Here is a 15,201-nt window from a genome sequence, read left to right on the forward strand (position 1 = left end):
AAGAATTTACAAAGTCACTTGTCGACTGGCCCCAGATTCACGAATAAAGTCATGATCATGACTAATGAGAATGAAGCCGCCACGATACGTCAGTAAAGCCTGTGCCAACATGATTTTCGACTCGATGTCGAGGTGGTTATCCGGCTCATCAAGCAACAACAAAGGTTGGGATGGTTGATGACTAACAATCAACATCGCTAACTTCATCTTCTCGCCGCCACTAAGCATGTAACCAAGACGAAATACACTGTCACCACGAAATCCAATACCTGCCAGCAATGTTCTGGCATCGCTCTCTTTCATTCCGTCGCAATGTTGTATCAAGTTATCCAGCAACGATAGCTCGCGACTAATTGTCCCGAAATGTTGGTCGAGATAATACAATGGCGTATTCAACTGCAGTTCCCCTTGTTGCAGCGAGAACTCACCTATTAGCGTTTTCAACAACGTTGATTTGCCACAACCATTTTTACCCATCAGATGTATCTTATCACTGGCATAGACTTGCAGCGTTATAGGTCGAACGCGACCAAAAGGTAATACGCCTTCAAGTATCGAGACCACTTTACGCAAGCGACTTTGACTGTCTGCCAGATACAGCTTTTGGCTTTTCATTTGCTCTTTTCTCGCTTGCAACGTCTGCTCTTTTTCTTGTAAGTGAGCTTGACGACGTTGCTCGTTTTTTTTGCGATTCGCCGCACGTGCCGTTGCTTTGTCTTTCTTTCCATCAAGTAAAATCGTCGCCTGGCTGCCCTCTTTACGTAACTTGTTACCTTGGGCTGCTCTTTGCTCAGACTTTTCTCGATTTCGCTGCGCCTGCTCTTCCAACTTTTTTTTCTGCTTATCAATGCTGGCGAGTTGTCGCTCTACGGCTTGTAACTCGATACGTTTCTGTTCGGCGTAAACATCGTAATTTCCGCCAAACACCTGCACGCCAAGCCCAGAAAGTTCCCAGATTTCGTCCATTTCACGTAATAACCCGCGATCATGGCTGATAAGTAAAATCGCCCCCTCAAAAACTCGTATCGATTCAATTAACCACTGCTTTGCATGAGTATCAAGATGGTTAGAAGGCTCATCAAGAATCAGCAACTCAACGTCGCTTTCAAACAACTGCCAAAGCTGTAATCGAGCTAGTTGGCCACCGCTCAGATGAGAGCATAAAAAATTGGGTTCTGGTGGTAAGCCCATGTCTATAAGTTGCTGAGTCAGTCGCAAGGATAAATCCCATTGCTCACCAATCACGTCGAACCATTGCTCTGCGCAATCACCTGATTCAATCTGTTTTAACGCTTCAATCACGTCGGCTTTACCTAAAAACTGCGCAATAGACAGCCCATCAGATAATAAATGCGATGGTTGCTGGCGATACACCGCGAAGGACTTTGGTAACGTGACCGTGCCACTTGAAGGTATATATTCACCACTCAATATCGCAGCGAATACCGATTTACCAACACCATTGCGACCGACCAACCCCACTCGGTTCTTTGTCATGGAGCATGACAATTGTTGAAACAACGTATCACCGTTATCAAATTGATGACTGATATTGTACGCCTGTAAGACTGGCATAATTTGCCTCCCGTATGACAGGGACAACAGCCGCAGCTAGACAGTTTTAGAGATGAGTTCTATGCAAACACACGCGCTTATTCAAGCGATGCAAATACCCAAAAATATGATTGCACAGAAATATCGGAAAGTGAGCTACGCCTACTAACCCTGTAAATCCAAAAATAAAATGAAAAATGGATGACAGGTTTAGTTATTCATGTTGGCGTAATCTCCTAAAGAAATGTTGGATGTAGAGTATGTATTTGGGAATAGCAAGTCAAGGCTAGCAACCATAACACCTTTCTGTACATATCCAAGTTAGCCATTCCCTAGATAAGTCACTCATAAATTGTATTAAGTATATTAAAACCGCCTCATAACTAGTCTTTGATTAAGTGAGATTTTTAATTTCCCCATGCCTGGCTAAGCTCAGAACATGCTCAAAATAAAGCCCCCGATTAGCGGAGGCTTTGATTCGTACACTTTTGCGCTGTAACAGCCTGTAGGGCAGATAGAAGTGCAAAACCAAAAGCATTCATTACTTTAGTTTTACAGCGGTGCCATACACCATAATTTCAGAGGCGCCTTCCATGATAGCGCTGGTCGTGAAACGGACATTCACGATAGCATCAGCCCCCAGAGCCACGGCTTCATCAATGGCTCGCTGGGTTGCGGTTGCACGGGCTTCATTCAGCATTTCCGTATAGCCACGGATTTCACCACCGAAGATGTTCTTCAAACCGGCCATAATGTCGCGGCCGACATGCTTCGACTGCACCACATTACCGGTAACCGTACCCAGAGTTTCGGCAATTTCTCGCCCCGGAATATCCGGAGTTGTCACATACAACATATCTGAAGCCTCGCTAATCAATTGTTATGATGCGGAATTTGACCGTTGATGCCACTTAAGGTTCAGGCTATCGCTTCACGGGCCGATTTTATTTTTCCGCCAGATACGTCAGAAATCGCGCCCATGACTTTCGGTCAGCCTCTTCCCGATAGCGATCAGACCCGAATACCGTGAATGCATGAGGCGCGCCACTGTAAACGATCAGTTCATTGTCCACCCCGGCTTTTTCGAGCGATTCCGACAACGCCACCAGATCTGTCATGGGAATGGCGGTATCGGCCGCCCCGTGGAACACCAAAATATCCCCTTTGGTCTGGCTGTAATCCTGCCCTTCAGGGGTTGCCAGACCGCCGTGGAAGGTCACAAAACCTTTCATGTCTGCGCCGGAGCGAGCCAGCTCCAGTACCGCTGCACCACCAAAGCAATATCCCATTGCAACGGCATCATTGGTATTGCCGCCCAGATTTTTTGCAGCAGCCAATGCCCCTCGCATCAGGGCGCGCATTTTCTCACGGTCTTTATACAACTCACCGGTATGCTGACGACGATCTTCGACCTCGGTCGGCCGCACACCGGCCCCAAACAGGTCTGCAGCAAACACCGCATATCCTTTGTCGGCCAACATCTGCGCCCGCTTCACTTCGTAATCAGTCAGTCCGTCCCAGTCATGCATCAGCAACACCAACGGCGCGTCTTTTCCCGGTGATATGTAATAGCCCTGATAAGGCTGGCCGTTAACTTCATAGGCCACTTCTTTGCCTTCAACGGCCCATCCGCTGGCTGCATACAACCCGCATATTGCCACTAAACACGCTGTTGCTTTTTTCATGATGCCTCTCCTGTCTGTGGTCGTCACTGCAATTAAGTGTAGAAAAAAACGGCACCTGTGAAGGTATAAGCTATAAAGGTTATTTATTAAGTGGCTGAATTGTGAGGTGGTAGCATAGCCGTCCTATCGCGTCGCGACGAAGACAGCTAAAACGTATAACGTTGCCATTTACCAAGCTGTCTCGAAACTCAACACTCCACACAGACTGGCCTGATGCCAGCGATAACACGGAATTACTATGACTGCGTTCTCAGACTACATCAAACTCGTTGGCCGGGGTGAGAAAGGGCGCCGCCCACTGACCCAGGACGAAGCCCGTGACGCCCTAACGCTGTATCTCGACGGCAAAGCCGAGCTGTTGCAACTGGCCACCCTGTTAATGCTACAACGGGTTCGTTGCGAAACCAGCGAAGAAGCAGCCGGATATATTCAGGCCCTGCGCAGCCGGATTGATCCTGCGTGGCAGGCTCTGGATGTTGACGTCGACTGGCCCTGCTTTGCCGGTAAGCGCCGTCAACCACCTTGGTTGCTGCTCGCTGCCAAACTGCTGGCTCAGAATGGGATCCGCATCATGCTGAGCGGCCATAAAGCCGTCGATGCTGTCAAATATCAGGTCGAAAGCGCATGTCCGTCATTGGGTATCCGTCAGGCCAGTACCCCGGATGAGGCGCGGCAAGTGCTGGCGACAGACAACATTTGCTATATCCCACTTTCCAGTTACTGCGAGCCTCTGGTTGATTTGCTGGCACTGCGTAACCAGGTGGGCCTGCGAACCCCACTCAACACGGTTGCCCGCTCACTCAATCCAACCGCGGCCCAATTCGGGATTCACGGCATTTTCCATCAGGGGTACGAGCAACTGCATGCTGAAGCCGCCCAGCTGGTCGGTGATTTGAACATGGTCGCATTCAAAGGTGAAGGCGGGGAAAGCGAGCGCAGCCCACGCACGGCATGCCGAGTGGCCGGGGTCAGAAACGGAGAGGTCTACCAGGAAGAATGGCCGACCTATCTGGAAGGCGCATCGGGGAAACATGGCGAGATCAGTGGCGACTACCTCAACCAAGTGTGGCAGGGCGAAGCTGTCAATCACTATGGTGATCACGCAGTCATCAGTACCGCAGCGATTATTCTGAAAATGATGGGTGTATGTCCGGATCAAGACAGTGCACTTGAGCAAGCCAGTACTTGGTGGCATCAGCGTCATCAGGTTTAGCGGTCGTATGTAGCGATCACAATGTTCAGTGCCAGTAACCAGAAAACGGGGAACAATACTTACGCGCAACTAGTAGCTAGATTTAGCTTTAATCTACCGATTCAACACAAATTAAAAGGGGCTGACCAATCAGAGCCGCCCCTTTTCACATTTGTGGTTCAGAGCTTTTGGTTTTAAGTTCTGGGGTGTAACTTGTCAGTCTCGGATATTGCCGTACGTGCCAATTTTGAACTGATCCACTTCCGCGGACAGCTCTGCCATTCGCTGTTCAATCAACGACATTTCGGCATGAATATCGGCAATGGCCTGTTTCGTATTACCTGCCAGTTCCAGCAGGCCGTCTACATCACTGTCCACGCTGCGGGCGGTTTGCGATTGTTGCTCAGAGGCAGCAGCAATGCTGGTATTGAACTCCGCGATCTCATTGACATGGCTAATCAGCCCTTCCACCAGCCCTTTAGTCTCTGACACGACATCCTGCGTCTGATAACTGGCTTCCCGGCTCTGCTGCATGTTGTCATACGAGATTTTGGCATTCTGTGAGATCCCCTCCAGCAGCTGACGTATATCTTCCGTGGACTGCTTACTGCGCTGTGCCAGCACCCGCACTTCATCTGCCACGACAGCAAAGCCCCGTCCCTGATCACCCGCGCGAGCAGCCTCAATCGCCGCATTCAACGCCAGCAGGTTGGTCTGCTCAGAAATAGCATTGATGGTATCCAGAATGGCCGAGACGCTGCCCATTTGCTGCTCCAGCCCCTCAATGCAGGTGTAAGTGTTATTCACGTTTTCCAACAGGTGCGAAGTAGACTCCATCGACTCCTCACTGTGGGTATAACAGGATTCAGCCCGGCTACGCACCTGATCGGTACTGTGCTGCGCCTCACTGGTGATTTCCGCCACCTGCTCACTGGTTTGGGCCATTTCCGTCATCGCCGTCGCGATACTGTCGCAGCGAGTATGCGTCAGCTCACTGTCCTCCCGCGCCTGCGCAATAAGTGCGACCATCTTAGTCATTTCGTCCCGGGTTCGACTGGCAACATCATGCGCTTTCTGCAAGGTGTCGGTCATGCTACCGGACAGGCGGTCCAGCTGACAGGCGATGCGTTCAAATTCATCGTTTCGGCCTTCGGCCAGACGTTGCGACAGATCCTTGTGTTTGGCCATCTCAGAGAGCTTATCAACAAAGTTGTCGACTCGGCGACTCAAAGCGCGTAGCGCAATGATAGTAAGGCAGATCAACGGAACAATGATCAAGGCGATCATCCCGCCGTATCCCATCAAAGCCCACTGATTTTGCGATTTATCAGCCTGAACGTGATGGATTAATTCGGCCGACAACTCATCACGCATCGCTTTCACCAACCCGATACGTTCAGTAGCCAGACGAAACCAGTCCGGAGCCGTCGGCCCTTTCAATGCGCTAAGATTGGCTTTCTGAGACAGGAAAGACTGCTGAATAGACGCCACCTGTTGCCAGGTTGAATGCCGCTCAGCACTGTCAAGGCGCGACAGCCATTCACCGGTCAGCAGCAACTTAGCCTGACGCAAAGCATACTGCTCAGCCTGAATAAATTCCGCGATTTGCGCATAGCGATCCAACGAGCTTTGCCCGGCAGCAAACGCACCATTCAACGCTCCTCGTGCCATCCCGGCTTGCTCTTTAATCACCAGCAACTGTAACAGCCCCTGCATCTGCTGTTTCAGCTCAGGATCCGTAACAAGCGATAACATCACTGACAGATTATCCAGCACCAGATGATTCAGATTGGAGTAATAAGCAAATGGGGAATCCACCAATTGCAGGCTATCGACCTGACGCCGAATCGACTGACGGCGATCCAGCTCCTGCTTTACCGCGGCCTGCAGGGTTTGAGTCATTTGCGGTTCGAGGTACGCCGGTGAGAAGTCCAACAGCGCTTGATAGGCTTGATCCGCTTTAACCCGTTGCTGTTTCAGTTGTTCAACCTGCGGTCCCTGCCCTTTGGCACCCACGACCCCGGCGGTTAACCCTCGTTCCACCGCAAACTGGTGGGCAACCTCATCATAAAGGTTAAACAGCCGGACCGTTTCTTCGGCTCGTTCAGATGCATCAAGCTCGTTGAGCAAGGTTCGGATATGTATTCCCGTTACTGACAATAACAACACTGTCGGGATCAGGAAGACGATCAACAACGTGCGTTGAATCGTCAGGTTTCGGAGCAGGTTATTCATAAGTAACCTCTTCTAATTAAAGGCAATCCATTGACACATCCAATGTAGCAAACCTGACGCGGGTAGGGTCTTTTTTGCGCTCACTATTTCATCAATTCATGATCATGCTCACCCGCCGGCAAAGCCGTCAGAGTGCAGGTTCTCGCACACAGCTTTCATCACTTAAAAAGCAAATGAAAAGAGAAAGAAAATCCCACAGACATACAGACACAACTGAAAGCACTTAATCGCCACCACTCTGAAGTGGTCACAAAACAAACAGCGCGCTGTGAAATTTACCATAAAGTTACCCACCGTTTTTGTGGATAAAGTTATTTATATCTTTATAATCAACATCTTATAAAATGCAACAGCACAAAACCGTTTTATTTGCATAAAATTGACAAAAGGATTTTGACAAACTGAGGGGCAAATAAGTGTTGTAAGTATTGTGTAACTGTAGCCGCTTCGGCTCGGCGGCATGAATATACCCCACAGTGGCATTCCTTGCAGGGCTGTTTGTTAAGTCGATTTTTTCAGCCACTGCTCTTTCGTTATCTGATATAAGCAGTGCCGCTCTAAAAGGTGTCCTTTCGCCACCAATGGGTGACTAAAATCTTGATGTGTATTAACCATGCCCAACTTCAGCATTACTCGTTGCGAAGGTGTATTTTGCAACGTGGTAAAAGCATAAACGGCGGGTGCAGCTATCTCTTCGAAAGCAAACTCTAACGCTTTTTGCGCGGCTTCTGGCGCATAACCTTGTCCCCAAAAGGCCGATGACAACCGCCAGCCGATTTCAATAAACGGGACATTGGGAAATCCACTGTTCTCATCCTGGTAATGTAGCCCGACAAAACCGATAAATTGTCCTGTCGATTTCAATTCAACGGCCCAAAAACCCCATCCTCGTTCTGTAATGAGACGCCGAAATTTATTGGCTTGCTCATCACTTTCTTCACGAGAAAGAGTGGTAAGGAAATATCTCATCACATGAGGATCGGAACATAATTCAGCATAAGGCTGATAGTCTTCACTCTTCCACTGACGTAAAATAAGTCTGTTTGTTTCCATTATCATTCTTATATTTCAAGGTGGACGTTAAATTTGAATATACACATTCATTGACGCGACCACGCAATATACAAGGTTATGTATAATGCTGCAGTTCGTAATAAAATCCTGAACATCCCGCTATATCTGAGCTAGAACTTGCTTAACAAAAGCCGATTTTTTTCGACGATATTCTTCCTGAGGCCAACCTTCACAAGACATTTTGAGTTCATTGTACTCTTGAATTAACGAAGAATTTGCACGCAATGTATCGCGAAACACCAAAAAACATTCAAATTCAGAGCCATTGGAAACAACCTGACATGCAACCTCCTCATCTGCGGTTGATTCCAACATACAAAGTTCGGAAGTTCTGAGTGTGTCCACTTTCTCTTGAAACCCTAAAGTCGTAAGTATTTGGACGGCAAGTTCTAACTCGTTGGCCTCTACGCCGACAAAAATATCCAGATCACCTTTCGACACCGCCTTCGGTATTGAATATGCACCTATATGCTCAATAATTGCATCAGAAAGTAACTGTTGTATTTCGCGCTTGTATCGAAAAAACAACGCCTCACAAGAGGCTTGATATTGGTCCGCTCTGTAAAATTTCATATTTCCTCGGAAGGGCAAAACACTCTAGATATTCGGCCCCGTACCTGTGAGTCTGATTGATTGGGTGCTGTCGTGTAGTCCCCATTCAATCCTTAACATGAACATGCTCTTCAATAGCCTGCGCTTTTCACTCAATCAGGCTTTCATATTTATATCGAGTGTTTGATTCTTAATGAATAATGCCTCATTACCGAACGCAATGAAGCTTTAGGGAGCAGACTTAAAACAGGTTGCTTCATCGCCTTCATGTTTTCTTCTTACATGTTTGCTGCCGACATGTTTATGGCTTATGCGTCGATGCTTAAACGTGCGATACTTGCTGACTTGCCCGCAAGTCGAGCGGATCAACCATCCCGGCGGCAATAGCGATACCGACCAGAGCTGGCAGGTGATCGGCTTCAAGACGTTTCATGACTCGCGAGCGGTATAAATCGACGGTTTTGACACTGATTCCCAGCTGTTCGGCGATTTCTCTATTGGTATACCCTTTGACCAGCGGCAGAAAAATATCTTGCTCGCGAGGTGTGAGGGCAGACAACTTTTCCTGTATCGCCTGCTGAGTACCGTTACCTGTAACGGTGGGTTTATGATTGAGTGCCTGCTGAACACTGTCGAGCAGCAGTTGCTCATTGTAGGGTTTTTCAATGAAATCGACCGCGCCGGCTTTAAACGCCCGCACCACAATGGGTACATCAGCATGGCCACTAACGAAAATAACTGGCAGGTGGATACCCCTACGATGCATCTCTTCCTGCACATGCAGCCCACCCATGCCCGGCATGCGAATATCCAGCAATACGCAGGCATTAGCCTTGGGATCACACGCCGTCAGAAAATCCTGACCGCTGGCAAACGGCACGGCTTTTAGCCCCACCGACTCAAACAACCAAAGGGTTGAATCACGCATTCCCTGATCATCATCAACCACATATACAATCTGCTCACTCGGCATGTCATGCTCCTAACATCAAAGGCGAGGGGTTCCTGATACCCCGCGGCTTATCCTTGTCTGGCCTCTTCATCCTGACACCGGCTTTTTATGCAAAGCCAGCGACTTCCATTTTCTGGCATCACTTCTCTGTGTTGCTGCGCAGCGGCAACCAGCAACAAAACGTTAATCCTACCCCATTTGAGGATTCAACATCGAGACCACCGCCAAAACCTTCCACAATGGTGCGGCTCATTGACAGCCCCAGCCCCAATCCATCCGGCTTACTGGTATAAAACGGGGTGAACAACAGGTCATGTTGATCCGACCGGAGTCCGGGGCCTTGATCGGAAACCCGAATATACAACCAGTCGGCACAGGTACTGACTGTAATATCAACCTGCGATTCCTGCTGCGGGCGATGCTCCCAATTAGCTTCAATGGCGTTGCGCAGCAGGTTAATCAGTACTTGCTCCAGCAAAACAGCATCACCATAAACTGGTGGCAGCGTTTCCCCCTCTCCAGTTTTCATGGCACTCAAAATGGTCTTGGCGTGCAAGGTCTTTTTTTGCATGTCACCGTCTTCACCCTTTTCACTATCGATGGCACGATACTGAATAGTCACTTTGTGCCGACTGGCCTCCCAGGCACAGAGATCCATGGCTTCCCGGATAACCGTATCGATATCCAGCAATTGAATATTGCGAGACCCTTTGCGCAGAAAACTCCGCAGTCGACTAATGACTGCCGCCGCGTGGCTGGCCTGATCACTGATTAACCGAAGTCCCTCAGCCACTCGCACGGTATTGTCGGGAGTCTGCGGGAGGGTTTTCAAGTATCGCTGACTGGCGCTGGCATAATTCATTACTGCGGCTAGTGGCTGGTTTAACTCATGGGCAATCCCGGATGCCAGTTCCCCCATCGTCACTAGTCGTGCCGTGTGTGCCAGTTCGTCCTGATGGCGTCGTTGCTCAGCCTCGCGTAATTCCCGCTCTGTCATGTCCCGTGCCACCAGCGAAAAGTAATATTGCCCCCCGGCACCTTTGTGAGCCAGTAACACCAGTGAGGCCACGAAACCGGTTTGCTGGTTGAGCGGTAGCAGTTTCACTTCGGAAGTCCACGCCCCCAGCCGGATAGCCCCCGGCCAACCTTCCTGACGCAGCCTTGCAAAATCCTGTGGGGTCAGTAATTGCGCGAGATTTGGCAGAGGGCTCTGCTCGCAAATACCCAGCGCCTGACGAGCAGAAGGATTCACCATGGTCAGCTGCCACTGTGAATCAGTAAACAACACCAAATCAGTATTGGCCCTGACGACTTCCGCCAGTCGTCGGTTTTTCTCTTCGGCCCGCACTCTGGCCGTGATATCCCTTGAAATGCAGACGATTTCCACCACGTCACCGGTGTAAGTTTCCCGAATGCCGCGACATGCGGTTTCAAACCACAGGTAGTGCCCATCGTGATGGCGAATGCGGTAAGTCAGAGTCAAATAGCCGTCGCGTTCCAGTGCGTCGGCAGCCAGCGAAAGTGAGTGCCCCCTATCACGCGGGTGCAATAATTTTCTGACCGATAATCCACGTAATGCTTCTGGCCAGTAGCCCAGCAATGTCCACGATGCCGGCGAGGCATCCAGAAAACGGCCATCGGGAGTATGGCGAGAGATCAGATCGGTGGTATTTTCGGTGATCAGACGATAGAGCCGCGAGGCAACAGCGGCTTCGCGTTTACTGCGAATTTCCTCGGTCGCATCGCGACAACGCACCAGTACCGATGCCAGCGACGGTTCGGGAAGAAACTGCCAGAGTAAGTACTTACCTTCCCATTCCGATTCCACTTCCCCTATCGCCCTCTTCTGGTGGAGACAAGACGTGATCAGCTGTACGTAATTAACCGGTAAGAGGCTCTGCAGCGACGATTCTGGCCGGTGGGCCAGCAGATTCTGCATGGCGGCATTCATGGCTTTCGGAGTGGCTTGCCGGTCAAAACGCACGCCGGGCAACGGATCACTTTGCAGCAGCATCACTGCAGGTGGTTGCTCCGGGCGATTGGCCAATAACGCTTTGAGCATGGTTCCCATCGCGCCCAGCGGCTCGGCATGGCAAGACTGTTCAGTGGCGACAACCAGTACACCATGTCCATCTGCCGTTTGTCCGCCCGGCATCAGGGCAATCGCTCCCCCTTGGGTTATTCCGGCACGACGCAAACGCCCCGCCAGCCAGGTCTCGCCCTGACGGATATCAGGCAGTGGCACACAAACCTGTCTCAGTAGCTGCTCATGCAGAGTCGCGTCGCTGGCTTGAAGCGGATCGCCCTGTCCCGGAGGTAAGGCTGGACCGCCACCATCATGGGCATAGATCTGCTCATTCGGCTGCCAGCTTAACCAGTATGCCTGTTGTACACCGGGCCAGTAAGAGGCATAGCGACACAAGGCGGCAGCCTGTTCCGCTGCCGACCCTTGCTGCAATAAACGCAACCATAAATCGAGATAAAGCCGTGCCTGCTCGCTTTCCATGCCACCTTCCTAAGCCGCTGTTATCAATAACATTCTGTCTAAAACTTCCGAGGACTTCTGTATTCGGAGCCGAGATATAGTAAAAACACTATAAGACTATAGGCTATTTCCATAATCCTTACAGACTTGCTATAAATTACCACATGTTAAAAAAACATTAAATTTACGAAGCCAGTTTGATAACAAACTTTATCTGATAACGGAATAACCAGTAAGTAAGAGGGATATTACATGTCAATGTATGATATGGGTCTGACACCTTGCGCAGTTAACCACATCGCACTCACCCCGTTGAGTTTTCTGGAGCGCACCGCTGCCGTCTACCCTGAGTACCCAGCCGTCATTCACGGTTCCATTCGCCGCAACTGGTCAGAAACCTATCAACGCTGCCGTCAACTCGCCTCGGCTCTTTCCGGCCGTGGCATTGGCAAAGGGGATACCGTCGCAGTCATGCTGCCGAACATTCCGGCTATGTTGGAAGCCCATTTCGGCGTGCCGATGATCGGGGCGGTTCTGAACACGCTGAATGTGCGCCTGGACGCGGAAGCCATCGCGTTTATGCTGGGCCACGGCGAAGCCAAGGTACTGATCTGTGACCGCGAATTCCATGAAGTAATCCGCGACGCGCTGGCTCTGCTGGACAATCCGCCTCTGGTTATTGACGTTGACGATCCGGAATATGGTGAAGGTGAAGCAACCAGCGAACTGGACTATGAAGCTTTTCTGGCTGAAGGCAATCCGAACTTTGAATGGCTGTGGCCGGAAGACGAATGGCAGGCCATTTCTCTCAACTATACCTCTGGTACCACCGGCAATCCGAAAGGCGTGGTCTACCACCACCGCGGAGCTTACCTGAACTCGCTGGGTAACCAGATGACCTGGTCAATGGGACAGCACCCGGTCTATCTCTGGACCCTGCCAATGTTCCACTGTAACGGCTGGTGCTACCCATGGACCGTAACTGCTCTGGCTGGCGTCCACGTGTTCCTGCGTCGGGTTGACCCGCAAAAAATCCTGACCTTGATCCGTGAACATCAGGTCAGCCACCTGTGTGGCGCACCGATTGTCCTGAACGCTCTGATCAATATGCCCGATGAAGCCAAAGCAGCAATTGATCACCCGGTCAACGCTATGGTCGCCGGGGCGGCACCACCCGCCAAAGTCATCGGCGATGTGGAAAAAATGGGCATCAAGGTTACCCACGTTTATGGCTTAACCGAAGTCTACGGGCCTGTCACCGTCTGTGCATGGCATGAAGAGTGGGATGCGCTTACCCTGGAAGAACGAGCCACCCTGAAGTCCCGTCAGGGGGTTCGTTACCCGACCCTTGAAGGCGTAATGGTGGCCGATATTCAGACCCTCAAGCCGGTAGCCAAAGACGGCAAAACCATCGGTGAGATTTTCATGCGCGGTAACACTGTGATGAAAGGCTACCTGAAAAATCCGGAAGCCACCGCAGAAGCCTTTGAAAGCGGCTGGTTTCATACCGGCGACCTGGGCGTGTGCCACCCGAACGGCTATATCGAGATCAAGGATCGCCTGAAGGACATTATCATTTCCGGCGGCGAGAACATTTCGACCATCGAACTGGAAGACGTGCTCTACAAACACCCGGCCATTCTGGAAGTGTCCGTCGTTGCTAAACCGGATGAGCGCTGGGGCGAATCACCTTGTGCTTTCATCACGCTCAAGCAAAGCGAATATGCCACCGAGCAGGAAATTGTCGAGTACTGCCGCGAACATCTGGCTGGCTTTAAGATTCCGAAGACCATTATTTTCACCAACCTACCAAAAACCTCTACCGGAAAAGTGCAGAAGTACGTCCTGCGCGACTGGGCGAAAAAGCTCTGAACCACAACGCAAAACGGGGAGCACCCGCTCCCCGCTCTTTGCGGAAACGCAACGCATAACAATCATAATCCAACACGTGAACAAGGAAGACACCATGCAAGTTTATAAACGACAGCAGGGGTCCGAGCAGCCGTTCTGGCTACTGGGTCCTTTTAAGGTTCGCCTGCCTTTCATCCATTACCGCTGGGAGTTTGCGGAAATGCTTCAGGCGCTGATCATGTTTGTGGTCAGTCTGGCGATGATCCCCCTTTTAGAGAAATACCTCGGTCTGCCCTACGACATCGCACTGGCCTACGTTGTGGTCTGTGGCATCGGCTTCATGCTGCCGGCACTGCTTGGCGTTCCGTTTGTTCCGGGCTGGATTACTCCCGGCATTCCGGTCGTTCTGTTGTTCCTGGGTGACTTTAAGCCAGGGCCGGAAGCGATACAGGCCCTGTTTGCCCTGCAACTGTTGGTGTTTATCATTTTCCTGGTGCTTGGCCTGACCCGTTTAGGCTCCGTCATGGTCAAACTGGTACCGAATTCACTCAAGGGTGGGATCATCATCGGCGCGGGTATCGCAGCTCTGATGGGAGAGATTTCCAGCGGAGGCCGCCTGGCCGCCACGCCGATCTCACTGGTTATCGGCAGCCTGATCTGTCTTTACCTGATGTTCTCAGTCTCGTTCAAAGGGCTGCTGGAACGGGTTCCGATGGCGAAGAAAATTGTGAATTACGGCATGGTACCGGGCATGATTATCGCGATTCTGGTGGGCATCGCGGTGGGCGAATACCCAATGCCCGATATCCGCTGGGGCATTACTCAGCCAGATTTTGCCGGCATGTGGCAGTATCTGCCGTTCAGTGTCGGATTCCCGGGGCTGGATGTCTTCCTGATGGCCGTTCCAACCGCAGTGATTGCTTACATCATTGCGTTTGGTGACATCATTGTGGGCCAATCACTGATGCAACGTGCCGATGAGCTACGCACCGACGAAGTGATTGAAAACAATATCGATCGGGTACACCTGGTCACAGCGATTCGTAATGCCCTACACGCATTTTTCGCACCTTACCCGGGTTTGGCCGGGCCACTCTGGACCGCCGTTGCGGCAACAATGGCCGAGCGCTACAAGCATGGACGCGAAGCAATGGACTCTATTTACAGTGGCTCAGGTACTTTCTGGATCACCGGTTTTATTGCCCTGTTCGCGCTGCCGCTGGTCAGCTTCTTCCAGCCGGTACTGCCGATAGCCCTGTCTCTGACACTGCTGTTGACGGGCTATATCTGCCTGATGGTAGGATTGGAACAGCTGAACAACAACACCGAACGCGGCATCGCAGGAACCATGGGTGTCGTACTTGCTGTGTATGGTGCCAGCTGGGGTCTGGCGACCGGCGTCATTCTTTATATACTCATCGAACGCACGCATCTCCTGCGCTTTCGGGTCAAAGAAAAAGACAGTGAGGCCCTGAATAACGGCTGAGTGCCGAAAACAGGATAACGCCAGATTTGGCAAAACAAACGACTGGGACAGGCACAACCTGTCCCAGTTGCGTTTACCGTATGATGACTATTTAAACTATCAATAATAACGATTTCAATAACCACACTTTCAAGG

Annotated in this window: 11 protein-coding genes; 3 read left to right on the forward strand and 8 right to left on the reverse strand. The window is 50.8% G+C overall.

Going from position 1 to position 15,201, the window contains the following annotated elements:
- Positions 1 to 6: 6 nt before the first annotated feature.
- The 3 genes from FH974_RS24725 to FH974_RS24735 all read right to left on the reverse strand — a co-directional run bounded on the left by FH974_RS24725 (position 7) and on the right by FH974_RS24735 (position 3,239).
- Entirely contained in the window at positions 7 to 1,575 is a 1,569-nt protein-coding gene (locus FH974_RS24725; RefSeq protein ID WP_047885026.1) for an ABC-F family ATP-binding cassette domain-containing protein, read from the reverse strand.
- A 520-nt stretch (positions 1,576 to 2,095) separates the two neighbouring features.
- The gene (locus FH974_RS24730) at positions 2,096 to 2,410 is read right to left on the reverse strand and encodes a YbjQ family protein (RefSeq protein ID WP_047885025.1); all 315 of its coding nucleotides are present in this window, start codon (positions 2,408 to 2,410) and stop codon (positions 2,096 to 2,098) included.
- 88 nt (positions 2,411 to 2,498) lie between these two features.
- Entirely contained in the window at positions 2,499 to 3,239 is a 741-nt protein-coding gene (locus tag FH974_RS24735) for a dienelactone hydrolase family protein (protein ID WP_047885024.1), read from the reverse strand.
- Between the two features lie 238 nt (positions 3,240 to 3,477).
- Between FH974_RS24735 and FH974_RS24740 the strand changes: the two genes are divergently transcribed.
- Positions 3,478 to 4,452, forward strand: coding sequence for a glycosyl transferase family protein (locus tag FH974_RS24740; RefSeq protein ID WP_047885023.1), 975 nt, complete (start codon positions 3,478 to 3,480; stop codon positions 4,450 to 4,452).
- A 195-nt stretch (positions 4,453 to 4,647) separates the two neighbouring features.
- Here FH974_RS24740 and FH974_RS24745 read toward each other — a convergent pair whose 3' ends face one another.
- From FH974_RS24745 to FH974_RS24765, 5 genes are all read right to left on the reverse strand, one after another.
- Complete coding sequence (locus FH974_RS24745) at positions 4,648 to 6,666, reverse strand: methyl-accepting chemotaxis protein (RefSeq protein ID WP_053061804.1); 2,019 nt, start codon at positions 6,664 to 6,666, stop codon at positions 4,648 to 4,650.
- A 501-nt stretch (positions 6,667 to 7,167) separates the two neighbouring features.
- The gene (locus FH974_RS24750; RefSeq protein ID WP_207103921.1) at positions 7,168 to 7,725 is read right to left on the reverse strand and encodes a GNAT family N-acetyltransferase; all 558 of its coding nucleotides are present in this window, start codon (positions 7,723 to 7,725) and stop codon (positions 7,168 to 7,170) included.
- Between the two features lie 114 nt (positions 7,726 to 7,839).
- The gene (locus FH974_RS24755) at positions 7,840 to 8,313 is read right to left on the reverse strand and encodes a GrpB family protein (protein WP_047885021.1); all 474 of its coding nucleotides are present in this window, start codon (positions 8,311 to 8,313) and stop codon (positions 7,840 to 7,842) included.
- 301 nt (positions 8,314 to 8,614) lie between these two features.
- Positions 8,615 to 9,265: a response regulator transcription factor gene (locus FH974_RS24760; protein ID WP_047885020.1), complete on the reverse strand. Its 651-nt coding sequence runs from the start codon at positions 9,263 to 9,265 to the stop codon at positions 8,615 to 8,617.
- A gap of 118 nt (positions 9,266 to 9,383) precedes the next feature.
- A complete protein-coding gene (locus FH974_RS24765) occupies positions 9,384 to 11,750 on the reverse strand; it encodes a PAS domain-containing sensor histidine kinase (protein WP_047885019.1) in 2,367 nt (788 codons plus the stop codon).
- Positions 11,751 to 11,981: 231 nt separating this feature from the next.
- Between FH974_RS24765 and FH974_RS24770 the strand changes: the two genes are divergently transcribed.
- Positions 11,982 to 13,601 (forward strand): acyl-CoA synthetase, encoded by a 1,620-nt coding sequence (locus tag FH974_RS24770; RefSeq protein WP_047885018.1) that lies wholly within the window; start codon positions 11,982 to 11,984, stop codon positions 13,599 to 13,601.
- Positions 13,602 to 13,695: 94 nt separating this feature from the next.
- The gene (locus FH974_RS24775; RefSeq protein ID WP_047885017.1) at positions 13,696 to 15,066 is read left to right on the forward strand and encodes a solute carrier family 23 protein; all 1,371 of its coding nucleotides are present in this window, start codon (positions 13,696 to 13,698) and stop codon (positions 15,064 to 15,066) included.
- Positions 15,067 to 15,201 lie beyond the last annotated feature (135 nt).

This window comes from Photobacterium ganghwense (assembly GCF_017329545.1).
GTDB classification, from domain to species: Bacteria; Pseudomonadota; Gammaproteobacteria; order Enterobacterales; family Vibrionaceae; genus Photobacterium; species Photobacterium ganghwense.